Here is a 26,567-nt window from a genome sequence, read left to right as displayed (position 1 = left end):
CATAATTATATTGACATGGTACAGAACTGTCTGTATTCTGAAGTTAAAAATGATACAGACCTGTCTGGGTCATTTTACGAAAACTCCTGGGCGATGTCAATCTATTGCCGCATGCAAAAGGAATCGGCGCGGGGAGGAAAGGTGGTTGTATTCGCATGAACGAGATATTGGCGCACTACCGGAAAGTATTGGCGGGAGCAGCGATGCCTTCGCCGGTTGAGCAGCTTATGGGCATAAGGCCTGTAGACATCGTTTCTGGACAAGTGAGCTTTGAGCTGGAAGCGACACGGGATCATGCAAACCCTCAAGGAACTTTACACGGCGGGATAACAAGCACCCTTGCGGATATGGCCATGGGAGTGGCTTTCGGGACCACTCTCCAGCCGGATGAGAGCTTTACTACGATTGAGCTGAAAATTAATTTTTTGAAGCCGGTCTGGAACGGAACGATTCGAGCGGATGCCAAGATATTGAAAAAGGGAAAGACCGTCGGGCTCGTTGACTGCCGCATTTTGGATAAAGACGAAAGCCTTGTTGCCTATGCCACCAGTACTTGTATGATCCTTCGGGGAGACAAGGCAAAGGGAAGATAGGGGGAATCAAGTTGTTGGGCAGGTCCATGTCATTGGCATGGGCCTGTACGGTTATTTGCGCGCCGTCTTCACATCATCTTTGGATTCATTTAACATGGCGCAAACAATCGGAGGATAAAGTGAAGATGTAGAGAATACAACAAATGGAAGGAAGCTGAAGGATTTCCTTCTTGACGGGGCGACGGAGCGGAGGAAAGGCATGGAAACGAAGTTTGTGTGGTTCGATTTGGGGTATACGTTAGTTTATTTGGAAAGGGAGAAATGGTTTGCGGCTTTTTTGGCCGAGCAGGGGATCGCCAAGAAGCTGCGGGAGATCGAGCTGGCTTACCATTACGCGGACAAGCTGTTCATGCGCGAATACCCCGGCGTCCTCGGCAGGGAAGCGGCGACGTTCTTCCCGTGGTACCTCGGTGTGCTGAATTACCGGCTGGGGCTGTGCCTTGACCTGCAGGAGCAGTGGCGGCGGCTGAACGAGCTGCGGACGGAGCGCCGTTCGCCTTGGGTGGCCTATCCTTATGCGGCCGAGGTGTTGGAGGAGCTCAATCGAGCGTCCTACGGCATCGGACTGATCTCCAACTGGGATTCCAGCGCCAGACAGGTGCTGGCGGATACCGGGCTGCTGCCGTATTTCGACCACGTGATCGTTTCTTCGGAAGCCGGCATCGAGAAGCCGGACCGGGCCATCTTCGAGCTGGCGCTGCGGCAGGCGGGCGTACGTGCCGAGGAATGCTGCTATGTCGGAGACAATTATTACGACGACGTCGTCGGCTGCCGCAAGGTGGGGATGGACTGCTGCCTGATCAACCGGTTTGGCCGGGCCGGAATCGAAGAGATACAGCACGAGCCTGTCCTTGCGTCGGTGCAGGACCTGCCCGCTTATTTGCAAAGAAAGGAATGGAAGCGCAGCGTATGAGCGTGGAACGCAAGATCGAGCAGCTATTCGATTCGCTAAGCCCGAGTCAAAAGAAAGCCGCGTACCTCCTGACCAAGGACATCCGCCGGGCGGCCGTGCTGCCGGCCAAAAAGATGGGCGAGCTTGCCGGCGTCAGCGAGGCCACGGTTCATCGGCTCGCGCAAACGCTTGGCTTCGAAGGATACGCCGCGCTGCAGAGCGAGCTGCAATCGCAGTTTCTGCAGGCGCGCCCGGTGCAGCGGCTGCTGGAGACGGCGCAGGAGGAGCAGGCGACGTGGCTGGACGAGCTGTTCGCGCAGGATATCGACAACCTTCGCGAGACGGCCGCCCTCAAGCAGGAGGCGAAGGTGGAGGAGGCGGTCCGGCTGCTGCTGGACGCGGAGCGCACGTATACGGCAGGCTGGCGCGCGGGCCTCGCGGTGACGGCGCCGATCGCCTACATCATGCATTACATGCTCGGCCAGGCCCGGCTGGTGCCCCAAGGCGAGGCGGCGGAATATGCGGCGCATTTCCGGCCGGGCGATGTGCTGCTCGTCTCCGGTTTTCCCCGCTACTGCCAGACGACGAGGCGCTTGACGGAAGCGGCAAAAGAGAAGGGCGCGCGCATCGTCGCCTTGACGGACTCGGCGGTATCGCCTTTTGCCAAGCTGGCCGACGTTTACTTGCTCGCCGCCACCCGTTCGCGGGGCTTTCTCGATTCGTACGTGGGGCCGCTAGCGCTGGCGAACGCCTTAATCAAGAAGATGGCCCAGCTCGACTTGGAGCGGGTGAAGCGCAATATGGTGGAGATGGAACGGAAGTTCCGGATGTTCGAGACGGAATCGTCCGGGTGGACCGGACCGAACGGAAAGGGGACAACGAAATGAAATTGACGATTTTGGGCCCGTGGGGCGCTTATCCGGCTGCGGATTCGGCGTCGGCGTCGTATTTGATTCAGACCGAGTCGGTCAACGTGCTGCTGGACTGCGGCTCCGGCGCGCTCGCCCAGCTCCAGCGGCATCTGCCGCTGGAGGAGCTGGACGCGGTCGTGCTCACGCATTACCATACCGACCATATCGCCGACGTGTACTGTCTGCAGCATGCCGCGATGATCCTGATGCAGCTCGGCCGCAGGACGAAGCCGATCGAAATTTACGCTCATGATGCGGACCCGGAGGCCTTCGCGACGCTTGCTTACGGAGAGTACATGCATTCGCATGTCATTGCCGTGGGAGATACGCTAGCGCTGGGCGATCTGACCTGGACTTTCGGGCATACGACCCACCCTGTTCCATGCCTGTCCATGCGCATTGAGCATGGGGAGCAGACGTTGGTGTTTACGGGGGATTCCGCTTGGAACGATGATTTGGTGCGAATCGGCCGGAAGGCGGATCTGCTGCTCTGCGAAAGCAATCTCTACAACGAATACTTCGGCAAAATCGGCGGCCATCTGACCGCCGGCGAAGCGGGAAGGCTTGCCTCGCAGTGCGGAGCGAAGCGGCTCGTGCTCACGCATCTTCCCCAGTACGGCGATCTCGGCCAGCTTGTCCGGGAAGCGCAGGAGACGTATCAAGGACCGATTGCTCTCGCCCGCACGGGCGATCAATATCGGCTGTAATACAGCCGGAAAATTAAAAATAGAAAGAGGAGAAACCATGCTAACCGAAAGATTGCGAAGGACCCCCCTGCTGCTTGCCGCTCTGCTGCTGTCCGTCACCGTCCTGTCCGCCTGCGGCTCGGGCGATCCGGCCAGGACGCCGGCGACCGGCGCCGAAGCTTCTGCCCAAGAGCCCGTGCAGGGCGGCAGCGTCGTCGTCGCCGTTCCGCAGGACCCGGACTATCTCGACCCGCATCTGGCCGTCGCTTCGGGGACGCAGGAGATGATGTTCAATGTGTTCGAAGGCCTGCTGAAGCCCAACGAAAAAGGGGAGCTGCAGCCCGCGGTCGCACAGGAATACAAGGTTTCTCCCGACGGGCTGACGTATACGTTCATGCTGCGCGACGGCGTCAAGTTCCACAACGGCAAGCCGGTGGCGGCCGAGGACGTGAAGTTTTCGTACGAGCGGCTGATGGGCAAGGAAACGGGCAAGCCCCTGTCCAGCGCCTTTGCGAACGTCGAAGCCGTCGATACGCCGGACGCCAAGACGGTCACGGTCAAGCTGAAAAAGAACGACGTCTCGTTTATGAGCAACTTCACGGCGGCTATTTTGCCGAAGGGATATGACAATCAGAATAAAGCGCCGGTCGGCACCGGGCCGTTCAAATTCGTCGAGTTCCAGCCGAACCAGAAGCTTGTGATCGAGAAGAATAAAGATTATTACGTGAAAGGCGTGCCTTACCTCGACAAGGTTGAATTCCGCATCATGCCGGACGCCGAAGCTTCGCTGCTTGCTTTGAAATCCGGGGATATCGATATGTATCCGCGGATCGGCAACGAGCGCATCGCCGAGCTGGGCGATCAATTCCGCTATGTGGAAGGGATGCAAAATATGGTCCAGCTGATGACGATGAATATCGCCCGCAAGCCGTTCGACGACCCGCGCGTGCGACAGGCGGTCAATTACGCCGTGGACACGGATGAAATTATTAAAGTCGTGGCCGACGGCAAAGGAACGAAGCTCGGCTCCAACATGAGCCCGGTCATGCAGAAATATTTTCAGGAAGGCCTGGAATCGACCTACAACGCGAACGTGGACAAGGCGAAAAGCCTGCTGGCCGAAGCGGGACTCAAGGACGGCTTCAGCACGACGATTTCGGTGCCTTCTAATTACAAATTTCATGTCGATACCGCTCAGGTCATTGCGCAGCAGCTCGCGAAAGCGGGCATCACCGCCAAAATCGAAATGGTCGAATGGGCCGTCTGGCTGGACCGGATTTACAAAGGCCGCGACTACGATATGACGATTATCGGGCTGACAGGCAAGCTTGATCCGCACGAGGTGCTGGTGCGCTATGCATCCGACTACAAGTCGAACTTCTACAACTACAACAACCCGGAATACGACAAGCTGATCAAGGCGGCCCAGGTCGAGCTGGACGACGCCAAGCGGGCGCAGCTCTATAAAGACGCGCAGAAACTATTGGCCCAGGACGCTGTCGCCGTCTACATCATGGACCCGAATTTCACCGTAGCGATGAAAAAAGAACTGGACGGCTACAAGCTGTACCCGATTTACGTGCAGGATATGTCCACCATTCACCGCGTGAAGTAACAAGCCGGGCAAATGACCAGTGAAGCCCACTTTTTCAGGAAAGGAGAAACAGCGACATGGCGTACGTATGGCGGAGAGCCTTTACGTTCGTGCTGACGGTGCTGCTGGTCCTGATGATGACCTTTGCCGTCTTTCGGATCATTCCGGGGAACCCGGCTCTGACCATTCTCGGGATGGAGGCGGACGAGGCGCAGGTGGCTGCGCTTGAGGCGAAGCTGGGCATCGACCGTCCGCTCGGCGAGCAGTTTGCGCGTTGGCTCGGAGGCGTCGTATCGGGCGATTTTGGCGAATCGCTCAAGTTTTCCAGGCCGGTCGGAGAGCTGATTCTGGACCGTCTGCCGGTCACCGCGTCGCTCGCGGTGCTGTCCATGGCGATAACGGTCGTCATCGCCGTACCGCTGGGCATCGCGGCGGCCAAGTCCCAGCGCCGGGCGTCCGGCTGGTGGATTTCGCTGCTCAGTCAGCTCGGACTGGCCGTTCCGTCGTTTTGGCTCGGCATTTTGCTCGTGCTGCTGTTCGCCTTGACCTTCCGCTGGTTTCCGGCCGGAGGCTACGTCCGTTGGACGGAGTCGCCGCTCGAAGCGCTGCGCTCTCTGTTCCTGCCTGCGCTGGCCGTAGCGATCCCGCAGGTCGCCGTCGTGGTGCGCTACCTGCGCACCACGATGCTGGAGCAGCTCAAGCAGGACTACGTCCGGACCGGCTACAGCAAGGGGCTGAGAGAGCGGGCGGTGCTGTACAAGCACGTGCTGAAAAACGCGCTCATTCCCGTCGTCACGGTGATGGGGATGATTTTTGCCGACGTGCTGGGCGGCAGTCTGGTGGTCGAGCAGGTGTTTGCGCTGCCGGGACTCGGGCGGCTGCTCGTTTCCTCGATCGGCGCGCGCGACTTTCCGCTTGTGCAGGGGATGATTTTATTTACGGCCGTCACGGTCATTGCGACCAATTTTGCCGTCGATATGCTGTACCGGGTGCTGGACCCGAGAATTCGGTTGAAGTAGGAGAAGAGCGGCATGACACGAAATCGGAACGTTCATTTGATCGTGGGCGGCGCGTTGGTCGGCGCGATGCTGGCGCTCATGCTGGTTAGCTGGTTGTATGTTCCTTACGACGTCAATAGCATGAATCCGGCCGAACGGTTTCTTGCTCCCGGGGCGAAGCACCTGCTCGGAACGGACAATTTCGGACGGGACATTTTGAGCCGGGTGATGACGGCTTCCCGGACTGCCTTTCAAGTCGGCTTCCTGACAGTTCTGATCGGCGCGGCCGGGGGGCTGCTCGTCGGAGCCGCCGCCGGCTATGTCGGCGGCTGGCTGGACGAAGCGCTAATGCGGCTGATGGACGCGATGATGGCGTTCCCCGGGCTGCTGCTGGCGCTCATGCTGGTCGCGGTGTTTCAGCCGAACCTGACCAATACGATTCTGGCGATCGGCCTGATGGCCGTGCCCGGGTTTGCCCGCATTGTCCGCAGCGGGTTCGTGCAGTACAAGGAGATGGATTTTGTGAAAGCGGCGCGGGGCATCGGGGCCGGGCCGCTTTCCATCGTGTTCCGTCACATTTTCCCGAACATCTTGTCGCCGTTCATTGTGGCGGCCACGATGAGCTTCTCGGGGGCGATTCTCGCAGAAGCCGGACTGAGCTACCTCGGACTAGGCATTCAGCCCCCCGATCCGAGCTGGGGGCGCATGCTGAACGAGGCTCAAAGCTATATTGCGAAAGCGCCGTGGTACACGCTGGCGCCGGGGCTCATGATCACGATGACCGTGCTCGGCTTCAATCTGCTCGGCGACGGGCTGCGCGATTGGAACGACCCGAAACGATAAGGGGGAACGAACCATGGCCAGAGCAAAAGAAACGCCTCTTTTGAGGCTGGATGAGCTGCATATCGAGCTTCCGACCCGTCAGGGCATGCGCGCGGTGCTCGAAGGGGTATCGCTGTCGGTCGGGCGGGGGGAAATCGTCGGCATCGTAGGGGAATCGGGCTGCGGCAAAAGCATGACGGCCCAAGCCGTGATGGGACTGCTGCCTGCCGGCGCCCGAATTGCGGGCGGCACGATCGGCTACGACGGCGCCGAGCTGACGCAGCTTTCGCCGGAAGCGATGCGCAGGCTGCGCGGCAGGGAGATTGCCATGGTGTTCCAAGACCCGATGACCTCGCTCAATCCGGTATTTACGGTCGGAGAGCAGCTGATGGAAGGGCCGCGGTTGCACTTGGCGATGTCCCGCAAAGACGCGTATAATCATAGCGTAGGGATGCTGGAAAAAGTTGGGCTGTCCCGCGCGGAGCAGCTGATGCGCGAATATCCCCACCGGTTGTCCGGCGGGATGCGGCAGCGGGTCATGATCGCGATGGCGCTGGCGTGCCGGCCGAAGCTGCTGATCGCCGACGAGCCGACGACGGCGCTCGACGTGACGGTGCAGGCGCAAATTTTGGAGCTGCTACGGGACTTGAACCGGACGGAGGGCACATCGGTGCTGCTGATCTCGCACGACCTCGGCGTCATCTCGGAAATGTGCAGCCGCGTGTCCGTCATGTACGCCGGACAGGTGGCGGAGACGGCTCCGGCAGCGGAGCTGTTCCGCTCGCCCGCCCATCCGTACACGGCCGGCTTGCTGCGGTCGATCCCTTCGCCGGACAAGCGGGGCGAGCCGCTGTATGCGATACCCGGGCGCGTGCCGCCGCCGGAGGAGCGCGCCGGAGGCTGCCCGTTCGCGGCCCGGTGCGACCGCGCCGTTGCGGCCTGCTCCGGCGTAAAGCCGGCGGGCCGCATGATTGCGGACCGGCACGAGGTCCGCTGCTTGCTTGCCGAGGAAAGGAGGCCGTCCGTACGTGAGTATCAGTTCGCTTGAACTCGAACCGTTGGTAGCCATCGACCGGCTGACGAAGCGCTACCCGGCCGCCGCCGGCTTCGGCAAGCCCAGAGCCTGGGTGAACGCCGTGAACGGCATCTCCTTCGAGATCCGCAGCGGCGAGACGCTCGGTCTAGTCGGAGAAAGCGGCTGCGGCAAGTCGACGACCGGCCAGCTGCTTGCGAGGCTGCTGGAGCCGACCTCCGGGTCCATCCGCTTCCGCGGACGGGAGCTGACGCAGCTGCGGGGCCGTGAAATACGGGAAATGCGCAAGCACATTCAGTTGATCTTTCAAGACCCGTACGCATCGCTCAATCCTCGGCATACGATCGGCTCGATCCTGGAGGAGCCGCTTCGCGTCCACCGGATCGGGTCGCGCGCCGAGCGCAGGCAGCAGGCCTGCGACATGCTGGAAACGGTAGGACTGGACCGCAGCTACGCCGCCCGGTATCCCCACGAATTGAGCGGCGGCCAGCGTCAGCGCATCGGCATCGCCCGGGCGCTGATGCTGCGCCCGTCCTTTGTCGTGGCGGACGAGCCGGTGTCCGCGCTCGACGTATCGGTGCAGTCGCAGATCTTGAATCTGCTCAAGGAGCTGCAGCGGCGCTTCGCGCTGACCACGCTGTTTGTCTCGCACGATCTCAACGTCGTGCAGTACATGAGCGACCGGGTCGCCGTCATGTATCTCGGCATGCTCGTCGAGCTCGCGCCGGCCGAAACCTTGTTTCGCGGTGCGGTACATCCGTACACGCGGGCGCTGATCTCGGCGATCCCGTCCGTCCGTGCCGGCGAGCGGCGCGAACGCATCGTGCTTCGCGGCGAGGTGCCGAGCCCGCTTCAACCGCCTGCGGGCTGCCCCTTTCACACGCGCTGCCCGCAGGCGGTTGCGGAATGCGCTTTCATGCTGCCGGACTGGAAGCCCGTCGGCCCGGACCATTACGCGCGCTGCTTGCTGACTTAGGCCGCATTGGCATCGAAAAGGCGGGGCGGCTTGCCCAGGCCGCCATGACCGTCCGATCCGCCCAAGCCTACAGGAGAACGAGGAGGGAACCATTTTGAACATCGGCATTTTGTCGGATTTGCATATCGATACCAATAACCCCGGCTGCTCCGTCCCGGTCGAGGACGCGCTCTGCGAGGCGGCGCTTGCGCAGAAGGTGGATCTGCTGCTGATCGGCGGGGACATCTCCAACAACAGCGCCACGACGCTGAAGACGCTCAGGCATATCCGGGACCGGCTGTCCATTCCCTGCTTGTTCGTCCCGGGCAATCACGATCTATGGAACATCCACGATCCGGAACGTACGGCTTGGGATTCGTACCGCGAGCTTCAAGCGTTCGAAGGCAACCTCGCAAACGGCGCTTACATGATCAATGAAGAATGGGCCGTCGTTGGAGATATCGGCTGGTACGATTACTCGTTCGGCGCCGACCAGTACACGAAGGAGGAGTTTGACCGGATGTCGCTCGGCGACCGGACGTGGCAGGACAGTATATTCGCCCGGTGGGACCGGCCGACGACGGAGGTGTGCGATTATTTCGTGCAGAAGCTGGACAAGCAGCTAAACGCGCTTCGGGACAAGAAGGTCATCGTGATGACCCACGTGCTGCCGCACCGCTATTTTACCGTGCCGTACGCAGCCGAGGTGTGGGGCTACTTCAACGCCTTTCTCGGAAGCGAGCAGTACGGGAAACTGATCGAATCGTACGCCTCCTCCGTCAAGCTCGCCGTTTGCGGCCACGTGCATTACCGGAAGCGGCAAACCTTCGGCGGTACGCTGTACGTATGCAGCTGTCTCGGCTATACCCGGGAATGGTCGAATCCGGGAGATGCGCGGGCCGAGGTCGCAAAGGCATTGTCCGTGATCGAGCTGGCCACGTTGGAGTCGTGAGGCCGGCTGAACAAGCACGGGCGGGAATACATCCATGAGTTATACTTGCTGCGAGGAAGCACCTCTAACGGCGAAAGCGGTTGGAGGCGCTTCTTTTTTCATTCCTCCGGAATAAAAGATGCAGCAATACGCATCAGGTACTACGCAAAGTTAGTACTACCCGCTTTGTCGAATTCGCGTACAATAAGATTTAAGACCAGGTGCTAGGAACTAATCGCAAAAAACACAAAGCACCGACGGAGGGAATGGCTATGGTATTGGTAAAATGGTTGGCCCGAATCGTACTCAACCTGTTGTTTCAAGCGAGATTCAGCGGTTTGGAAAAGCTCGACTTCCGCAAACCGACCATTCTGATTCCGAATCATCTGTCGCTGATCGATGCGGCGCTGCTCGCTACGCGGCTGCCGGAGGAAGTGACGTTCGTCGTGAACACGCGCATTGCCAAGAGGTTCGCCCCGTTTATCCGGCTGCGGAAGCATATCGCGGTCGATCCGATGAATCCGTACTCCGTGAAGCAGATGGTCAAGACGGTGCAGAAAGGGGCTCCGCTCCTTGTGTTCCCGGAAGGCCGCGTCAATACCGCGAGCGGCGGCTCGCTGATGAAAATATACAGCGGCGTCGGATACATTGCCCTCCGCACGGGCGCGACGCTGTACCCGATTGCCTTGAACGGACCCGAACGCTCGAAATTTTCTTACCTGAAGCACAAAATCCGGCAGGTGTGGTTCCCCAAGGTCACCGTGCAGATCGGCGATCCGTTTACCTTGGATTACGACCGCAGCCAGTCGATGAAATCGCAAAAGGAACGCGCTGCGGCGCAAATCCAGAAGAAGCTGGAGGCCGAGCTGGTGAGCAGCCGGGTGAAGACCGGAATCAACCTGTTCAATGAGCTGCTGACCGCGGCCAAGCATCACGGATACAAATTCCCGGTGTGCGAGGACTTGAGCCAGACGTTTACGTATAAAAAGCTGTTGACCGCTTCCTACGTATTTGCCAGAAAGCTTGCAACCGAACTGAAAGACGAGCCGGGCGTCGCCGTCCTGCTGCCGAATTCCGCCGCTCATCTGCTTGTTTTGTTCGCGCTGTTCAAGCTTGATAAACGGCCGGCGATCCTCAACTTTTCGGCCGGGGAAAATAACATGCGCATCGCCTGCGAAACCGCTTCCGTCCGGACGATTCTGACCTCCAGACAGTTTGTCGACAAAGGAAAGCTGACGCCGGTGATCGAAAGTCTCGGCCACAATTACCGCGTGCTGTATTTGGAAGACATGAAGGACACGCTCCGTATGAGCGATAAGCTGTCCGGCTTCGCGGATTTCCTGCTCAAGCGGAAGGCAACGGTGAAGAATACCGAGATCGTGCTCTTTACGTCCGGCAGCGAAAGCGTTCCGAAAGGGGGCGTGCTGGACCATGCGAACCTGTATGCGAACATGCAGCAGACCCGCACGGTGATGGACATTAACGCCCAAGACGTCTTTTTCAACGCGATGCCGATGTTCCACAGCCTCGGCCTGCTGGTGACGGTGCTTCCGGTGCTGAACGGCGTGAAGGTGTTCTTGTACCCGAGCCCGCTTCACTACAAGGTTATTCCGGAGCTGGCCTACGATCGAAATGCGACGTTTCTGTTCGGCACCTCGACATTTCTGGCAGCCTACGGCAAAGCGGCACATCCTTACGATTTTCAATCGCTGCGCTGCGTGATCGCCGGAGCCGAGAAGCTGAAGGACGAAGTCCGGCAGCTGTGGGTCGACAAGTTCCATGTGTGTCCGGTGGAAGGCTACGGCACGACGGAAGCTTCGCCGGTCGTGGCGATGAACACCCGGATGTGGCACCGCAAAGGCACGGTCGGCCAGCTGCTCCCGGGCATCGATTATAAGCTGGAGCCGGTGCCGGGGCTGGAAGGCGGCAAGCTGCTAATTCAGGGGCCGAACTTAATGAAGGGCTATCTGCTTCACGAAGAGGGCTTCAAGCCGTGCCCCGAGTGGTACGATACCGGAGACGTGGTGAAGATCGACGAAGACGGCTTTGTGACGATCGTGAGCCGGGTGAAGAGGTTCGCGAAGATCGGCGGCGAGATGGTGTCCTTGAACCAAGTGGAGGAGATTGCGGCAAGCTGCTACCGGGACGCGAACGTAGCCGCAGTCAGTGTGCCGGACAGCCGCAAGGGGGAGCGTATTATTCTTTTCGTAACGCAAGAAGACCATCATATCCAGTCCATAAAACAATTCGTCAAGGATCACGGGCATTCCCCCCTCATGACTCCGTCCAAGCTGGTGCGGGTCGAGAAGCTGCCGATTCTGGGCAGCGGCAAGCCGGATTATGTGGCACTGAAAAAGCTGGCCGAAGAGCCGGCGGCAGACGAAGGAGCGAACGCCGTATGAACCTATGGACAAAACTCAGACTCAAGCCGATTAACGCGCTGCTCGTCTCGCAATTTTGGAGCGCGTTCGCCGATAACGCCATTCTGTTCGCAATCATTGAGATGCTGCGGGCCAAGGCGTATCCCGAATCGTATATCGGCAACGTGCAGCAGGCCTTTTTGTTCGCTTACGTCGTTCTGGCGCCGTTCGTCGGCAGCTTCGCGGATAAGCATCCGAAGTCGGTCGTGCTGCTGATCGGCAACGCGCTGAAGGCGCTCGGGATCGTCGGGCTGCTGCTCGGTCTCGAGCCTGCCTTGAGCTACGCCGTGATCGGAATCGGGGCAGCCGTGTACAGTCCGGCGAAGTACGGCATCCTCGGCGAAATTTTGAGCCGCTCCGCGACAGACGCGAAGCAGCTCGATTCCGAGCTGCTCAAGGCCAATGCCAAGATCGAGGGCTATACGATCATCGCCATTCTGGCCGGCACCGTAGGCGGAGGCATTCTGGCGAAGCAGTCGCTGACGGTGTGCATCGTCGCCTGCCTGCTGCTGTACGTGACCGCGCTGCTTTTGTCGCTTTCGATTCCGCGGGTAGCGGGGAACCCGAACATTCATTACGTCAAAGATTCGATCTTGTTCTTTAAAGACATCGCCCGGCTGTTCCGGGACCGGACGGCCCGCTACTGCCTGATCGGCACCAGCTCGTTCTGGATGACGTCGTCGGTTATTCGCGTGGCGGTCATCTCCTGGATTCCGCTGCACCTCGGCATTCACGGGGTCGATCAGATCTCGATGCTGATTGCGGTTACGGCGATCGGCATTATGGCCGGAGCCCTGACCGCTCCCAAGCTAGTCCCGGCGCACAAGTATTTGAACTCTTATGTATATGGCGTCGTGATGGTTGTCCTCATTCTCGTTTTCCCGATGCTGGGCAATTTGTACGTGACCGTGTTCATTTTGCTGGCGGTCGGTTTCGCAGGTGGCGTTTACGTGGTACCGCTGAATTCGGTGCTGCAGAAGGTGGGCAACCCGAAGATCGGTGCAGGCAAAACGATTGCCGTGCAAAACTTGTTCGAGAACATCCTGATGTTCGCGGGCGTGCGGGCGTATACGCAGGCGACCGCCGCAGGAACAAGCGTGGAGACGTCGATCTACGGCGTCGGGCTGGTGCTGGCGTTGTTCGTGCTGTATCTCGTATTCCAGGCCGTAATGCTGAAGCGGAGAAGTGCCGAAGCTGTCGGCTCCCGCGTATGACCGCTCGCGCTTAAATGAAAAGACCGGACCCCGCCGCCTGGCAGGATCCGGTCTTTCTTGCGCTTAGCGTCCCGGCAGCGGCGCCGAGCCGTACGGATAAGTATATTGAAGCGGTTCGTCGAACGTGATGTAATCGAGGTTGACCATCAGCAGCAAAAAGCGCATGCCGGTTTTAGGGTCGCTGACGATGATATGGTCACGGCCTGCGGCTTCGATACGCCCTTTGAAAATTTTGGCGTTCCACTGGGAGTTGTTCTCGTACGTCATATACAGCGTAGCGATTTTGCCCAGATTGAGGCGCAAAATATTTTCGATGAAGGACTGCTCCATCGGCAGCTGCCCCGGGGTGACCGGCGCGGCCGGCGTCGGCACCTGCTGCCCCGCAGCGGTAATCATAGCACCTGCCGGAATCATCGGCGTCACCGATTGCGCAGTAGGCTGGCCGTAGCCGGGGCTGGGGTAACCCGTGCCGTAAGGAGTCGGTACTGCTTTGTTGGGATTGTTATACATCGCTCATAATCCTCCTTCAAACTTCGCTTGATTTGGGTTTCGACTGGGCTGGAGCACACCATTTATACTATGGTGTGGGCGAATGTTTGGTGACGGATTTTTTTATGGGAATTGGAGAGCGATGATATGCAGCCCCAAAGGAAACGGCTAACCGAAACTTTGCGCCGTAACTGCCGGATGCCAAAAGAGCCCTCGATTCACAAGGGCTCTTCCCGAACTAAAAATCAATATGATCCGGGTCCGGTCCGAAGCGGCGGTCTTGGTTCAAGCCGTCCAGACGCGCCATATCCTCGTCGGACAAGGTGAAGTCGAAGACGTCGATGTTCTCGCGGATCCGGCTTTCGCGAATGGACTTCGGAATGGTGACCACCCCGTGCTGCAAATCCCAGCGGAGAATGATCTGTGCCGGCGTTTTGCCGTATTTGTCCGCAAGCTCGCTTAGCAGCGGCAGATCGAGATTGCCCTGCATCAGCGGGCTCCAGGCTTCGAGCTGGATCTTATGCTCCTTGCAGAAGGTCCGCAGCTCCTGCTGATTCAGAAGCGGATGGAATTCGACTTGGTTCACCGCAGGAACGATTTCGCTATCCTGCAGCAAATCCTCCAGATGATGCACTTTGAAATTGCTGACGCCGATCGCCCGGACGAGGCCGTCCTTATACAGCTTTTCGAGCGCCTTCCACGTTTCTTTATATTTGCCCTTCACCGGCCAGTGAATGAGGTACAGGTCGATGACCTCGAGCTGCAGCTTCCGCCGGCTTTCCTCGAAAGCCCGAAGCGTACTGTCATAGCCTTGGTCCGCATTCCATACTTTCGTCGTGACGAAAAGCAGGTCGCGCGGAATGCTGCTGGCTTGCAGCGCCTGGCCGACCCCGGTCTCGTTGCCGTAGACGGCAGCCGTATCGATGGAGCGGTAACCGGCTTCCAGCGCATGCTGCACGGCTTGGACGACCTCGTCGCCTTCCTTGGTTTTCCAGACGCCCAGTCCGAGCCATGGCATGCGCACGCCGTTGTTCAACACCGTAGTGTCGCTGTTTCGCTGAATCGCGGTCATGTTCAAATTCCCTCCTTGGACAAATTTCAATCTCTTTCATGATAACACAACCGGGGGCGGAACGAAAAATAGCGGTCCGGGTCATGGGCAGTCCGTCGGTTTGTACAAACTTCCTTATTGAACGTCGGTATAAAAGAGTTTATTATGTAAGTTAAGGAAAAAACGGTAATAATGTGGAATGCTTTCTTATTTCACCAGAACGGTCGCCGCACTGCATCGGCAAGGAGAGGAATAAGCATGAGGCTTCGGACGTCCTTTATCGTGTGGTTTGTCGTGCCTGTGACGTGCCTGCTCGCTTTGAGCAACGTCTTCTACTATTATACGACGAAACAGATGCTGATGAACAATCACCATAACGAGGTCGAAAGCTTCTCGAGCAATATCAAAGTTTATTTCGAGCATTCCCTGCGGTCCGTCGACTATGCCGAAAAGCTGCTGGCGGAAAATTTGCGTTTGGCGGCCATGCTCGCGCAAACCAAGCTGCCCCCGCGCTTGGAACAGGTGAGCAACAAGAAGTTGACGGAACTAAGCAAGGAGCTGGGCGTTTCTGATATTACGCTGTTTCAGCGTATGGGAGACGATATCGTCGCCTTGCGCTCCTCCAATCCCGTCCAACGAAATATATCTGCCAAAGAATTTGAAGGCTTTTGGTTTCGGGCCTTGAACCAACTGCTGGATAGGGAGGAAGTCTCGGTTTCCGAAGGCTATACACTTCCCCACTACTGGTCAGGACCTCTGGACGTTGCATCCTCGGACCCGAACACGCTTCATAAATTCGGATACTACCATGACGGGCAGAGCGATTATATGATCGATCCGTATTACCGGCAGGAGGATATGGAAGAATATGTCACCTTGGTTTCTTACATGGACTTCATCGAACGTCTGCAGAAAGAAAAACCGTTCCTGATCGAACTCACGGGCTTCAATGCCGAGCATTTCGGAAAAGGAATTTACGAAGTCAAGCAAAATAATCGGCTGGTTATTCCTTATCCGAAGCGTCAGATCTTTTTTGGTCAGTATGCCATGCAGTCGGACGACGATGTGGAGATGGTCAGACAGGCGCATCGGGAAAAAAAGACGATCAGCTATCAGACAACCGTTCAAGGAAGGGACGTGATCAAAAGCTTCGTGCCCATCGAAACCGGGCTGCCGCTGGTGGTCGGCCTCGTCTCGGATTACAGCTATATTCAGAACGAGCTGAAGCGTCAATCGGAGCCGCTTCTTACGGTTAGCTTCGTGTCCTTCCTGATGCTAGGGGCTTTCGTGTTTGTTTTAATACGAAGAAGCAAGCTTGCAGCGGCTGTCATTTCCGCCGAGAAAATTTATCTGGAAAGCATGAACAGCTTATTTACGGCCATCCGGGGGCTAAATCACGATGTCGGCAATATTGTCAATGCCATTCATGCCCATGTGCAAAAGAAGGAATACGACGAGCTGGAGAAAGTAACGCAAGCTTTGGTAAAAGAAGTGGTTGAAATTCAAGATGTCGTTGTGATCCAACACCCGACGCTGTCCGCCATCGTACAATTTGCGGTCAGCAGCGCGATCAAGCAGAAGGTGAAGCTGGAGCACGACATCGCCGTCACGAGCGACCTGAAGCTGAACGGAGAGAAGTCGCTCGATTTGATTCGCATGGCAACCAATTTAATATCCAATGCGTTTGACGAGACCGTCAAGCTGCCGGTGGAGGAGCGGTTGGTTCAAGTGGCCGCTTGGACCTCGGGCCGTTTGCTGTATTTCAAGGTATCCAATCGCGGAAGGCCGATTGGCGAAGAGGAGCTGCCCCAGCTTCTAAGCGCCGGCTATTCCACAAAATTCAGGCACGAAGGCTTGGGCTTGCAGGTGGTAAAAGAGCTGGTGCAAAAATATAAAGGTCAATTATGGGTAGAAGATTTTGAAAGCGCGGGCGCTACGTTTATGTTCAAAATCCAAATTTAGACCATCGAATAAACGATCCATAAGGCGGTGACCCGAGAGTTGAATCAAGAGGAACGACTGACCGCTTTAATTGCGGAGGACGATTTTGCACAAAAGCAGCTTTTAATTCGTTTCGCCGAAGAGCATCAGCTTATCGTCGTCGATACGGTATCATCGGGAAGCAAGCTGGTGGACAAGTATATCGAGCTGCAGCCGGACCTTATCCTTACGGATATTAGCCTGGACGATATTTCCGGTCTGAAGGCTTGCCGACTGATTAAGGCGAAGGGGTACGACCCTTGCATTATTGTGGTCACGGCGCTAACGGACATGAAATATGCGGAGGAAAGCTTTGAGATCGATTCGCTCTCCCTGATGCTGAAGCCCGTAACCTCCGAACGGTTCAAGAAAAGCTTGGAGAAGGCGAAGAAGCATTTGATGCAGAAAAGAAAGCAATCGCCCGCTGCCGGATTAAACGACGAACGCTTGATCCGCTGCAAGCAAAAAATATGCGATTTGGAAGGGCGAAACATCCAGCGGGAGCTTTATGTCAAGGAGGAGAAGATTCTTTACATCTCCAAGGACTACAAGCATATTTCGATCAAATGGACGGATTCGAATACGGTGCAGACGATTCATACCTCCTCCACCCTGAAGGAGCTGAATGCGGCGACTTCGCCGCTTCTTTTCCAATGCAACAAGAGCCAATTGGTCAACGTGAGATATATTCAAAAAATTTGCGCCGATCTGATTACGCCGGGCAATTACGAGATTCTGCTCCATGGCGTACCCGAATCGTTGACGCTGAGCCGCAGCTGCTTTGCTCATTTTGAGCGGGCGCGCAAGCTCATGGCGGAGGAAAAAGGCGTACAGGACGCGGTGTTAAGGCAGTAGGAATCTGTTCCGCTTACCGCGTCTCTTTTTTGTTCGACATCACAACGTTTAGTCCACCTGAATTGTAATTTTGTGGGAGGATCGGCTGCCAATGTCTTGTCCAGAAAACTCGGTCATCGTATCCCATGGGCTGTTCAATACGTAGCCGTAAACCTCATAGCGTCCCGGTTTGTCCGGGGCGTTTATTTCGATTTCCCGCAAAACCGCTTTCTCCGGCAGGGTCTCAAACCACCAGTACGGTTTGCCGTCGGGGAAGGGGAGCTGTTGGTCATCCATCATCAGCCACACCAGATAATCGGTGGCCTTTTCAAATCCTCCGGCACGAATGGCCAGCTTTATTTTTTCATTCGGCTTCGCTTGAATGACTTTGGGGAGCGTGCCGAATTTATCTTCATTTTCGAACTGCTGATTCAACATGATCCCGCGAACGGGCGAATTGGAGAAAGCATAGGAACTACGATCAGGGATATCGGTTTTCGTAAATTCGTTTTTTCCGGACTTTTTGATAGTGTATCGGCCGACGATACCGAAGTAATCTTTGATTTTGTCCTGCCGGTCCCATGGATTGTTTCTATTGGCGACAATGCTGATGGCCAATGCGTGTAGATCGGGCGACAGCGAATCGGTGGGAATGCGGACAGGAATGCTGACGGAAGCGCCTTTTGCAGCGCTGAATTTGTATTCGTTTACGGACGTATGGGGATCCGAGTCCACATAGAACGGTATTTTTATATAGTCCATGAAAAGGTAGAGCGAGAAATTTTCATCCTGTCTCGATTCGTTGGTAAAATGAATCGTATAGTTCATTTCGTTTCCATGATCGAGTTCCAGAAAAAAACGACTGACTTTTTCGCCTCGGGCATCTGTAAGTTTCATTCCGTAACTTTCCGTAAACGTTGTGGGCTCTTTGGGCATGAACGAGCTTACCGTGAGGTTAAAGGCAAGTCCAATAGACGAACCGAGCAAAACACAGAGTATAAGTTTAATTACCTTGCGCAATGAAATCCCCTCCGGCGAAAAAACAAATATGGTGAATCCAAACGCGGTTTTGATGATGCTTGTAAAATAGGGAATGTCTGTTCAAGTGAACAGACATTCCAAGCGTTAGGATATAACATTACGGCGAAGTGGAAGTGCTTTTGCTATTGGTTTCACCATTATGAGTTACTTGATGGTATCCTGTTGCATACGCTCCGCCGTCAGCTTCGATTCTTGTTGAAACATAGTCGTCGTTGGTGTCTGTTTTTGGTTTATGCCCAAGGGAGCTGCCGTCGCTTTTCTTGATTGAAACGTCCACGCTCAAATAGTCTACTTTGTCACCATCAACCGTGCGTGTTTTGGCTTTGGCTGTTGTGCCGTCGTATTCCAACTCTCCCTTAATTTTCACGCCGTCTACTGTAAAACGTGTGCTGTCATACCCTGCCAATGCCGAGCCTGTCACAGCAACCAATAGTGCGCTTGCTACGATCGCTACTTTAGCCTTCATTTCAGAAATCCCTCCATCAATCGAATAGTTGACTTCACGGATACGACGTCGTTGATGTGAAGCATCCTTATCATGTCTTAAAAAAAGTGTTTTGTTCCATTTTTAGGATATTTGGATAAAAATAGCCGCTTTCTTGTGTGAAGAATGTCGAAAATACACGTTAATGCTCGAATCGACTTCGGGACAGAGCCGCATAGCTTTGACCCAGAAGTATCTTCCGTAACAACGGGTTTACAAATATAACCTATTTTAATATAATTAACCATACATAATCTTTTATTACTTAATACTTTTGTTTTAAACCATTATTCATCATGGCAGACCCGTCAATCGTCCGTCGTTGTTTTTGTCTAGAAAAAAACGAAGGGAGCGGTAAGTGTGGAGGTCGCGGAAAAGATCGTTTACCCCGATGAGATCACCGGATTCAGCGCGAAGGAGCAGCGGTTCGAGCCGTATTCGTGGTATCGGGAGATGAGAAGGAGCCACCCGGTCTATTTTGACCCGAAGCAAAAGGTTTGGAATGTTTTTTTATACCGGGACGTGGAGCGGGTATTGTCCGATTATCAGCTGTTCTCCAGCAAAAACGACCGGAGGCTGTCGTCGTTCCCGGTTATAGGAGAGGAAGAGAAAAGCCTGACCTCAATGGACCCTCCTTTACATTCCAAGAGACGCGGGCTCGTTGCCAAAGCGTTCACCCCAAAGTCGCTTAAGACATGGGAACCGCGGATTGCCGCGGTCGCGCAATATTGTCTGGATCAAATCCGGGAGCAGGATACGATTGATCTTGCCTATGATCTTGCAATTCCTTTGCCGGTGACCGTTATTGCGGAGCTGCTGGGCGTTCCGGCGAGCGATTGGAAGCAGTTCAAGCTGTGGTCGGATGCGATCATCACACCGGGCAGCCGCGACACCTATGACGAAAGCGTGAGGGCTAGGGCGCAGGCGCTGAAGGAAATGGCGGACTACTTACGGCCTATCATCCGGGAAAAAAGAAGCCGTCCGACAGACGACATCATCTCGGATTTGACGATCGCCGAGCTCGAAGGGGAGCGTTTGAGCGACGAAGAAATTATTCATTTTGGGATCGGGCTGCTTTTTGCCGGGAACGAGACGACGACGAGGCTGATTTCCAATGCGTTCTATTGCTTTCTGGTCGACCAGCCTTCCGTTTACCCGCTGCTCAGGAGCGAGTTATCGCTCGTTCCGAAGGCGGTGGAGGAAGTGCTGCGCTATCGCTCGCCGGCCCAGTTCATGATGCGCCGAGTTGCGCAGGAAACAAATGTGTTCGGCGCGGAGATGAAGGAAGGGGAATCGGTCATCGCGTGGATCGGCTCGGCTAACCGCGATGAGGGGCATTTTGTTCAAGCGGAGCAGTTCGATCTGAACCGGCCGAATAATCAGCAGCACCTGTCGTTCGGTAAAGGGACGCATTTCTGTCTGGGCGCGCCGCTCGCGAGGATGGAGGCAAGCATCGGTTTGACCGAATTCATGAAGCGGTATTCCGGGCTGACGCTGCCCGAGCATTGGAGCTTGAGCGAAAACCTTGGGCAGACGGGCTATCTTTTCAAGTTTCCCGTCCGCGTCGAGCGGTAGCGTACGCGCAGTTGTTGTTCCCGGAGCGAAAAAGACGGAAGATCAAGGGACTTTGGCCCTTGATCTTTATTTGTCACACGGCCAAATGCCTGCGCACCTGCTCCTCGCTGAGCGAGGCGGAGCTGCCCTCGGCGACGATCGCGCCTTTATCCAGCACGTACGAGTAGTCGGCAATGGCGGATGCAAACGTCAGACTCTGCTCGACCAGCAGCACGCCCATTCGCTTGCTCGCTTTGATCGACTCGATGACGCGCTCGATGTCCATCACGATGGACGGCTGGATGCCTTCCATCGGCTCGTCGAGCAGCAGCAGGGTCGGCTCCGCCACGAGCGCCCGGGCGATGGCGAGCTGCTGCTGCTGTCCGCCGCTGAGGTCGCCGCCCTTGCGGCGCAGCATATCCCTCAGCACAGGAAACTGCGCGAAGACCGATTCAGGAATGCCTGCATTGCGCAGCTTCGTGTCGGCCGCTTCCAAGCCGAGCCGCAGGTTTTCTTCGACGGTAAGCTGCGGGAAGATGTCCCGGCCTTGCGGTACATACCCGATGCCCGCCTTCGCCCGGATATCCGGCGTCTTCGCCGTATAGTCGGTACCGGCGTAGCGGATCGTTCCTTTTTTCGCTCTGAGGAGCCCCATGATCGTCTTCATCAGCGTCGTTTTGCCGACGCCGTTGCGGCCCATCAGGCAGACGACCTGCCCGGGCCGGACCTGGAGGCTTACACCGCGCAAAATTATGCTTTCGCCGTAGCCGGCCTCCACGCCCTGCAGCTCCAGCGCTCCGCCTGTGGGGAGGGAAGCGTGCGAAGAACCGTTGCCGCTCGTCTCATTCATGCCGTTCGCCCCGCCTTCCGAGATAAACTTCCGCGACCTTGTCGTCGTTCTGAATGTCCTGCATCGTGCCTTCACGCAGCACGGTGCCTTCGTGCATGACGGTGACGGTTTTGGCGAACTGCCGCACGAATTCCATGTCGTGCTCGACGACAACGACGGTTTGGCGGTCGTTGATGCGGTGGAGCAGCTCGCCGGTTTTCTCCGTCTCCCGGTCGGTCATGCCGGCGGCCGGTTCGTCGAGCAGCAGCAGCTCCGGCTCCTGGATCAGCAGCATGCCGATCTCCAGCCACTGCTTCTCGCCGTGCGACAGCGAGCCCGCGTTCGCCTTCGCTTGATCGGCTAGGCCGATCAGCTCCAGGTAATGATGCAGCCGGGCGCGCTGCTCCGGGGTCGTTCTGGCGACCAGCGTGCTGAGCAGGCCGCGCTTTTGCCGCATCGCCAGAAGCAAATTTTCCGCGACCGTCAGCGACATGAAGATCGACGGCGCTTGAAACTTGCGGCCGATGCCGAGCTGGGCGATCTGATGCTCCTGATGGCGCGCCAGATCGGTGTGCCCTTTGAACAGCACGCGCCCTTTGGACGGCTTCACTTTGCCGCACAGCACGTCGAGCAGCGTCGTTTTGCCCGCGCCGTTCGGACCGATCAGGAACCGAAGCTCTCCCGGCTCAAGCGAAAAATTCAAACCGTTGATCGCCTTAAAGCCGTCGAAGCTGACTTCCAGCTCTTCCACGCGGACGAGGGGCGCGTGCGCTCTTTTTCTGGGGGACGTTTCCGTGTAAGTCATCTTCGCATGCCTCCTTGGGTTATTGCGTTTTTTTTAGCTCGCTATAGGCGAGCGGAGCCGCCGGGTTCAAGACGGATACCGCTTTGCCGGAGCCCCGGCCCCATGTTTGGACCCAGTCCTTGCAGGTGCCGACGATCCCTTTCGGCAGGAAGAGTGTGGCGACGACGAACATGGCGCCCATGATGACCGGCCACCAATCGGGATAAGCTTCGCTGAACGTCGTCTTGGCGGCGTTGGTCAGGACCGTGCCCAGAATGGCTCCGACGATGGTGGCGCGACCGCCGATGGCGACCCAAAGCACCATTTCGATGGAAGGAACGATGCCCATCTGTGCCGGGGAGATGATTCCTTCCTGCAGGACGAACAGCATGCCGGCCAGTCCGGCGAGGGCAGCCGAAACGCAGTAGATGAACACCTTATAGACGACCGGATCGTACCCGATGAAACGGACGCGGTTTTCGGCATCGCGGACGGCGGTCAAAATTTTGCCGAGACGGCTGGAGGCCAGCCCCAGGCACAGCAGCAGCGTCAGCAGGACGGCTGCGGCGGTTGCGTAGTACAGCGCCAGCTTCACGGAAGGATCGGCCAGCTTCAGGCCAAGAAACGTATCGAAGTTGGTCAAGCCGTTCGTACCGCCGGTATACCCCTGCTGCCCGACGAACAGCGTAACCGTGATGATGACCAGCGCTTGGGACAGGATGGAGAAAAAAGTGCCCCGAATCCGGTTGCGGAACGTCAGGTAGCCGAGAATGAAGGCGACGACGGTGGGCACCAGCAGCGACAATACGATGGCTGCGCCTGCGGATTGGAAGGGAGCCCAGAACCAGGGCAGCTTCTCGACGCCGCTCCAGGACATGAAATCCGGCAGCCCTTCGGGGGAAGCGGCAAGCTTCAAATGCATCGCCATGCCGTATGCGCCGAGTCCGAAATAGACGCCGTGGCCGAGGCTCAAGATGCCGGTGAAGCCCCAGATCATATCGAGACCCATGGCCAGCACCGCGTACGCGAGAAATTTGCCGAGCAGCGACAGGCGGAATTCGGACAAGAAAGCGGGCGCGAGCAGCATCAGCGCCGCAAGGGCAACGGTGAGCGCGATTTTGACTTTCGTGTTGCTGACGGAAAATGTCATGGTGGTGCACTCCTTTCGACAAAAAAGAATGGGGCGGCGATCCGGGCGCGGCATAAAGCGGACCGGCGGCGTTACCGGGTTTAATCGAGCGCCCGCGATTTCATGGTGACCAGCCCGGAAGGCTTCCATTGGAGGAAGGCGATGATCAGCGTGAAGACGATGACCTTGCCGAGCGTGGCGCTCGTCGTGTATTCCAGCGCCGTATTCAGCACGCCGATACCGAGCGCGCCGGCGACTGTGCCGACGATTTTGCCGACGCCGCCAAGAACGACGACCATGAACGCGTCCACGATATAGTAGGTGCCGATGGAAGGGCCGATCGGACCGAGCAGCGTCAGCGCGCAGCCTGCAATCCCGGCCATCCCGGAGCCGAGGGCGAAGCCGAATGCGTCGACCCTGCGCGTCGAGATGCCGAGACAAGCGGCCATGCTGCGGTTTTGCATAACAGCCTGCATGCTGCGGCCGCCCCGCGTGCGGTACAAGTACAGGTAAATGCCGATGATGCAGATGATGACGAGCCCGATGATAAACAGCCGTTTATACGGCAGCGTCAATTCGCCGCCGAGGGCGAGGCCGCCTTCCAGCCAGCCCGGCGCTTGGACCGCGACGTTCGGCGCGCCGAAAATCGAGCGGGCGAGCTGCTGCAGAACGAGGCTGACGCCCCAAGTAGCCAGCAGGCTGTCGAGCGGCCGGCCGTACAGGAAGCGGATCAAGGTCTTTTCGAGCAGCCAGCCGATCGCAAAGGCGGCGAGAAAGGCGGCCGCAAGCGAAAGCGCGAAATACCAGCCAAAAGCGGAGGGCGGAAAGGCGGAGATAAACCATTTTTGGATCATGTACGTCATGTACGCGCCGATCATAATGAACTCGCCGTGCGCCATATTGATGACGTTCATGAGGCCGAACGTGATAGCGAGCCCGAGCGCGATCAGCAGCAGGATGGAGCTGAGCGAGATCCCGTTAAACAACTGCAGAAATAACAGACTCATCCGTTCATAACCTCCTTTTCTCTTGAAAACATGCGGCGAAAGCTTGCCCGAAGCGCGCAGGGACTGCCCGAAGGCAGCCCTGTCATTTCTCTGTTGAATCAAAGCGTGCCCGACGGTTAAACGAGATGCGATATGGCCGGGCAATGGCTGGCGTTACTTGCCCGGCGAAACGGCTGCGCCCCAAGGGTACGTTTTAAGGAACGGATCCGGTTTGACCGGCTGGCCGGAGTTCCAAACCTCCTTGAACTGGCCGTCCGGTTGGACTTCGCCGATACGTACGGTCTTGTAGACATGCTGGTTGTCGCCGTCGATTTTGACCTTGCCGCCCGGCGCGTTAAACTCGATGCCTTTCGCTGCCGCTTTCACTTTGTCGACGTCGAAGGAGCCGGCTTTTTTCACGGCTTCCGCCCACAGATAGACGCCGAAGTAGCCCGCTTCGATCGGGTCGTCGGTCACGCGGTCTTTGCCGTATTTCGCCTTGTAGGCTTCGACGAACTTTTTGTTCTCCGGCGTGTCGGTCGTTTGAAAATAGTTCCATGCGGCGTAATGGCCTTCCAGCACGGAAGCGCCGATCCCGCGGATTTCTTCTTCCGCGACGCTGACGGACAGCGTGGTCAAGTCTTTGGAAGTGATGCCCGCATCCTTCAGCTGCTTGAAAAAGGCTACGTTGCTGTCGCCGTTCAGCGTATTGAACACGACGTCCGGCTTTTCTTTCTTGATTTTGCTAATGATCGTGTTGTAGTCGGTATGGCCGAGCGGGGTGTACTCCTCGGCAATCAGGGTGCCGCCTTCGGCTTTCAACTGCTCTTTAATGATTTTGTTGGCCGTGCGCGGAAACACATAGTCGGAGCCGAGCAGGAAAAATTTCTTGCCTTTGTTTTGCAGCAGCCAGGTGACGGCCGGGACGATCTGCTGGTTGGTCGTCGCGCCGGTGTAGAAGATGTTGGGCGAGCTTTCGAGCCCTTCGTATTGTACGGGATAGAAGAAAAGTCCTTTGTTCTGTTCGACGACGGGCAGTACCGCTTTGCGGCTTGCCGACGTCCAACCGCCGAAGATGACGGCCGCTTTATCTTTTTGCAGCAGCTTTTTCGTCTTCTCGGCGAAGGTCGGCCAGTCCGATGCGCCGTCTTCGACGATCGGCCTGAGCTGTTTGCCCAGCACGCCTCCGGCCTGATTGATCTCTTCGATTGCCATCAGCGTCGCGTCGCGGACGGACACTTCGCTGATCGACATCGTGCCGGTTAAGGAGTGCAGGATGCCGACGGGAACGGTATTGTCGCCGCTGTCTTTCGGGGCTTCGGCTTTGGCTTCCGTCTTTGCGCCGCTGTCCGAAGCGGTGGCCGCAGGCTTCGTTCCCGAAGCGCAGCCCGCAAGCAGTGCTGAAAGGCTCAGGCAGACGGCCATTAAGGCGGTAATTCCTTTTTTTGCAGGTTTCATGACTTCAGCTCCCCCAAATAATGGTTTTCAGCAAACTTACATGCCTTATCATATTCAAGTGTGATTTATATGTCAATATATATTACATAAATTAAATTAACTGATGCTTTTTGTGGGGGATTTTCTTTTTTTGTGTGAGGTATTAAGTGGGATTTTTATCGTTTTCGTGAGTGAAATGCTCTTTTTATCGAAATTATGTTATATAATATTACATAAAAAGATTTACACCATGGGGAATTCCAAATATAATAAGCGCAATGGAAAGTTATATTCGGATTTTGGAGGTGTTTCATGTATTTGACGGAACGCGAGAAAGAGAAGCTGCTCGTCACCGTGGCGGCCGATGTGGCCCGGCGGCGGCTGGCGCGCGGCGTGAAGCTGAACTACCCGGAAAGCGTGGCGCTCATTACCTCCGAGATCATGGAAGGAGCGCGCGACGGGATGACGGTAGCGCAGTTAATGCAGCATGGAACGACGGTGCTCTGTGCGGAGCAGGTCATGGAAGGCGTGCCGGAAATGATTCACGAGGTGCAGGTGGAGGCGACCTTCCCGGACGGGACGAAGCTGGTCACGGTCCATCAGCCGATTCGGAAAGGTTAATCGTTGCTGGTCTATGGGCTGCCTTTCATTCATGAGAAATATATTGGGCGGCTTTCGTGCGCAGCGCAGGAGAGCCGGCGCAGGGAGGAGAGCGATTATGATACCTGGCGAATACCGGACCAAGCCGGGATCGATCGAACTGAACGAAGGAAAAGAAAAGTCGGACCTCGTCGTTGTGAATACGGGGGACCGGCCGGTGCAGGTCGGGTCTCATTATCATTTTTTTGAAGTCAACCGGGCGCTTTCGTTCGACCGGGCCGAGGCTTTCGGGATGCGGCTCGACATTCCCGCCGGCACGG

26 protein-coding genes are annotated in these 26,567 nt (G+C 56.9%); 17 read left to right on the top strand and 9 right to left on the bottom strand.

All coding sequences use genetic code 11. From position 1 onward, the window contains the following. Window positions 1–155: 155 nt before the first annotated feature. The 12 genes from PEH01S_RS23635 (at window position 156) to lplT (ending at window position 13,049) form a co-directional block, all read left to right on the top strand. Window positions 156–593 carry a PaaI family thioesterase gene (locus PEH01S_RS23635; RefSeq protein ID WP_127488400.1) on the top strand — a complete coding sequence of 146 codons (438 nt, stop codon included), beginning with the start codon at window positions 156–158 and terminating at the stop codon, window positions 591–593. A 199-nt stretch (window positions 594–792) separates the two neighbouring features. Beyond that, a complete protein-coding gene (locus PEH01S_RS23630; protein WP_174807165.1) occupies window positions 793–1,506 on the top strand; it encodes an HAD family hydrolase in 714 nt (237 codons plus the stop codon). Next, window positions 1,503–2,372 (top strand): MurR/RpiR family transcriptional regulator, encoded by an 870-nt coding sequence (locus PEH01S_RS23625; protein ID WP_164828009.1) that lies wholly within the window; start codon window positions 1,503–1,505, stop codon window positions 2,370–2,372. The genes PEH01S_RS23630 and PEH01S_RS23625 overlap by 4 nt, the downstream gene beginning before the upstream one ends. Next, window positions 2,369–3,103, top strand: coding sequence for an MBL fold metallo-hydrolase (locus tag PEH01S_RS23620; RefSeq protein ID WP_025850032.1), 735 nt, complete (start codon window positions 2,369–2,371; stop codon window positions 3,101–3,103). Before PEH01S_RS23625 ends, PEH01S_RS23620 begins: the two co-directional genes overlap by 4 nt. A gap of 37 nt (window positions 3,104–3,140) precedes the next feature. Beyond that, window positions 3,141–4,697, top strand: a complete 1,557-nt coding sequence (locus tag PEH01S_RS23615; RefSeq protein WP_127488396.1) for an ABC transporter substrate-binding protein — start codon at window positions 3,141–3,143, stop codon at window positions 4,695–4,697. Window positions 4,698–4,753: 56 nt separating this feature from the next. After that, complete coding sequence (locus tag PEH01S_RS23610; RefSeq protein WP_025850034.1) at window positions 4,754–5,695, top strand: ABC transporter permease; 942 nt, start codon at window positions 4,754–4,756, stop codon at window positions 5,693–5,695. Window positions 5,696–5,707: 12 nt separating this feature from the next. Then, window positions 5,708–6,517 carry an ABC transporter permease gene (locus PEH01S_RS23605; RefSeq protein WP_025850035.1) on the top strand — a complete coding sequence of 270 codons (810 nt, stop codon included), beginning with the start codon at window positions 5,708–5,710 and terminating at the stop codon, window positions 6,515–6,517. 13 nt (window positions 6,518–6,530) lie between these two features. After that, window positions 6,531–7,544, top strand: coding sequence for an ABC transporter ATP-binding protein (locus PEH01S_RS23600; protein WP_127488394.1), 1,014 nt, complete (start codon window positions 6,531–6,533; stop codon window positions 7,542–7,544). Beyond that, a complete protein-coding gene (locus tag PEH01S_RS23595) occupies window positions 7,525–8,505 on the top strand; it encodes an ABC transporter ATP-binding protein (RefSeq protein WP_127488393.1) in 981 nt (326 codons plus the stop codon). Before PEH01S_RS23600 ends, PEH01S_RS23595 begins: the two co-directional genes overlap by 20 nt. A 94-nt stretch (window positions 8,506–8,599) precedes the next feature. Further along, window positions 8,600–9,436: a metallophosphoesterase gene (locus tag PEH01S_RS23590; protein WP_127488391.1), complete on the top strand. Its 837-nt coding sequence runs from the start codon at window positions 8,600–8,602 to the stop codon at window positions 9,434–9,436. 251 nt (window positions 9,437–9,687) lie between these two features. Next, complete coding sequence (locus PEH01S_RS23585) at window positions 9,688–11,817, top strand: AMP-binding protein (protein ID WP_127488390.1); 2,130 nt, start codon at window positions 9,688–9,690, stop codon at window positions 11,815–11,817. Continuing rightward, the gene (lplT, locus tag PEH01S_RS23580; RefSeq protein ID WP_127488388.1) at window positions 11,814–13,049 is read left to right on the top strand and encodes a lysophospholipid transporter LplT; all 1,236 of its coding nucleotides are present in this window, start codon (window positions 11,814–11,816) and stop codon (window positions 13,047–13,049) included. Before PEH01S_RS23585 ends, lplT begins: the two co-directional genes overlap by 4 nt. 63 nt (window positions 13,050–13,112) lie before the next feature. Here lplT and gerQ read toward each other — a convergent pair whose 3' ends face one another. Both gerQ and PEH01S_RS23570 read right to left on the bottom strand, forming a co-directional pair. Beyond that, window positions 13,113–13,559: a spore coat protein GerQ gene (gerQ, locus tag PEH01S_RS23575; protein WP_025850041.1), complete on the bottom strand. Its 447-nt coding sequence runs from the start codon at window positions 13,557–13,559 to the stop codon at window positions 13,113–13,115. Window positions 13,560–13,776: 217 nt separating this feature from the next. Further along, window positions 13,777–14,610, bottom strand: coding sequence for an aldo/keto reductase (locus tag PEH01S_RS23570; RefSeq protein WP_025850042.1), 834 nt, complete (start codon window positions 14,608–14,610; stop codon window positions 13,777–13,779). 237 nt (window positions 14,611–14,847) lie between these two features. Between PEH01S_RS23570 and PEH01S_RS23565 the strand changes: the two genes are divergently transcribed. Together PEH01S_RS23565 and PEH01S_RS23560 are read left to right on the top strand one after the other, a co-directional pair. Continuing rightward, window positions 14,848–16,551, top strand: a complete 1,704-nt coding sequence (locus PEH01S_RS23565; protein WP_164828007.1) for a sensor histidine kinase — start codon at window positions 14,848–14,850, stop codon at window positions 16,549–16,551. 39 nt (window positions 16,552–16,590) lie between these two features. After that, a complete protein-coding gene (locus tag PEH01S_RS23560; RefSeq protein ID WP_025850044.1) occupies window positions 16,591–17,424 on the top strand; it encodes a LytR/AlgR family response regulator transcription factor in 834 nt (277 codons plus the stop codon). Window positions 17,425–17,472: 48 nt separating this feature from the next. Here the strand turns inward: PEH01S_RS23560 and PEH01S_RS23555 are convergent, their stop codons facing one another. Together PEH01S_RS23555 and PEH01S_RS23550 are read right to left on the bottom strand one after the other, a co-directional pair. Continuing rightward, window positions 17,473–18,423 carry a hypothetical protein gene (locus tag PEH01S_RS23555; protein WP_127488385.1) on the bottom strand — a complete coding sequence of 317 codons (951 nt, stop codon included), beginning with the start codon at window positions 18,421–18,423 and terminating at the stop codon, window positions 17,473–17,475. A gap of 118 nt (window positions 18,424–18,541) precedes the next feature. Next, the gene (locus tag PEH01S_RS23550; RefSeq protein ID WP_025850046.1) at window positions 18,542–18,910 is read right to left on the bottom strand and encodes a hypothetical protein; all 369 of its coding nucleotides are present in this window, start codon (window positions 18,908–18,910) and stop codon (window positions 18,542–18,544) included. A gap of 378 nt (window positions 18,911–19,288) precedes the next feature. Here PEH01S_RS23550 and PEH01S_RS23545 point away from each other — a divergent pair, with 378 nt between their 5' ends. Then, window positions 19,289–20,503: a cytochrome P450 gene (locus PEH01S_RS23545; protein ID WP_025850047.1), complete on the top strand. Its 1,215-nt coding sequence runs from the start codon at window positions 19,289–19,291 to the stop codon at window positions 20,501–20,503. 73 nt (window positions 20,504–20,576) lie between these two features. Here the strand turns inward: PEH01S_RS23545 and urtE are convergent, their stop codons facing one another. The 5 genes from urtE to urtA all read right to left on the bottom strand — a co-directional run bounded on the left by urtE (window position 20,577) and on the right by urtA (window position 25,668). Further along, window positions 20,577–21,332, bottom strand: coding sequence for an urea ABC transporter ATP-binding subunit UrtE (gene urtE / locus PEH01S_RS23540; protein ID WP_051570441.1), 756 nt, complete (start codon window positions 21,330–21,332; stop codon window positions 20,577–20,579). Next, a complete protein-coding gene (gene urtD / locus PEH01S_RS23535; protein WP_025850049.1) occupies window positions 21,325–22,116 on the bottom strand; it encodes an urea ABC transporter ATP-binding protein UrtD in 792 nt (263 codons plus the stop codon). Before urtD ends, urtE begins: the two co-directional genes overlap by 8 nt. 19 nt (window positions 22,117–22,135) lie before the next feature. After that, complete coding sequence (gene urtC, locus PEH01S_RS23530; protein WP_025850050.1) at window positions 22,136–23,245, bottom strand: urea ABC transporter permease subunit UrtC; 1,110 nt, start codon at window positions 23,243–23,245, stop codon at window positions 22,136–22,138. Window positions 23,246–23,325: 80 nt separating this feature from the next. Then, complete coding sequence (gene urtB / locus PEH01S_RS23525; RefSeq protein ID WP_025850051.1) at window positions 23,326–24,231, bottom strand: urea ABC transporter permease subunit UrtB; 906 nt, start codon at window positions 24,229–24,231, stop codon at window positions 23,326–23,328. Between the two features lie 153 nt (window positions 24,232–24,384). Then, window positions 24,385–25,668 (bottom strand): urea ABC transporter substrate-binding protein, encoded by a 1,284-nt coding sequence (gene urtA, locus PEH01S_RS23520; protein WP_025850052.1) that lies wholly within the window; start codon window positions 25,666–25,668, stop codon window positions 24,385–24,387. 291 nt (window positions 25,669–25,959) lie between these two features. On the opposite strand from urtA, the gene PEH01S_RS23515 reads away from it, so the two are divergent. After that, window positions 25,960–26,268, top strand: coding sequence for an urease subunit gamma (locus PEH01S_RS23515; protein WP_025850053.1), 309 nt, complete (start codon window positions 25,960–25,962; stop codon window positions 26,266–26,268). 97 nt (window positions 26,269–26,365) lie between these two features. Next, on the top strand, window positions 26,366–26,567 hold a 202-nt coding region (ureB, locus tag PEH01S_RS23510), incomplete at its 3' end, for an urease subunit beta (RefSeq protein WP_127488383.1).

The organism is Paenibacillus ehimensis NBRC 15659 (assembly GCF_004000785.1).
In the GTDB taxonomy this organism is placed as follows: Bacteria; Bacillota; Bacilli; order Paenibacillales; family NBRC-103111; genus Paenibacillus_G; species Paenibacillus_G ehimensis.
Note: the sequence above shows the minus strand (reverse complement) of the source record. Positions and strands in the feature narration are given on the sequence as shown.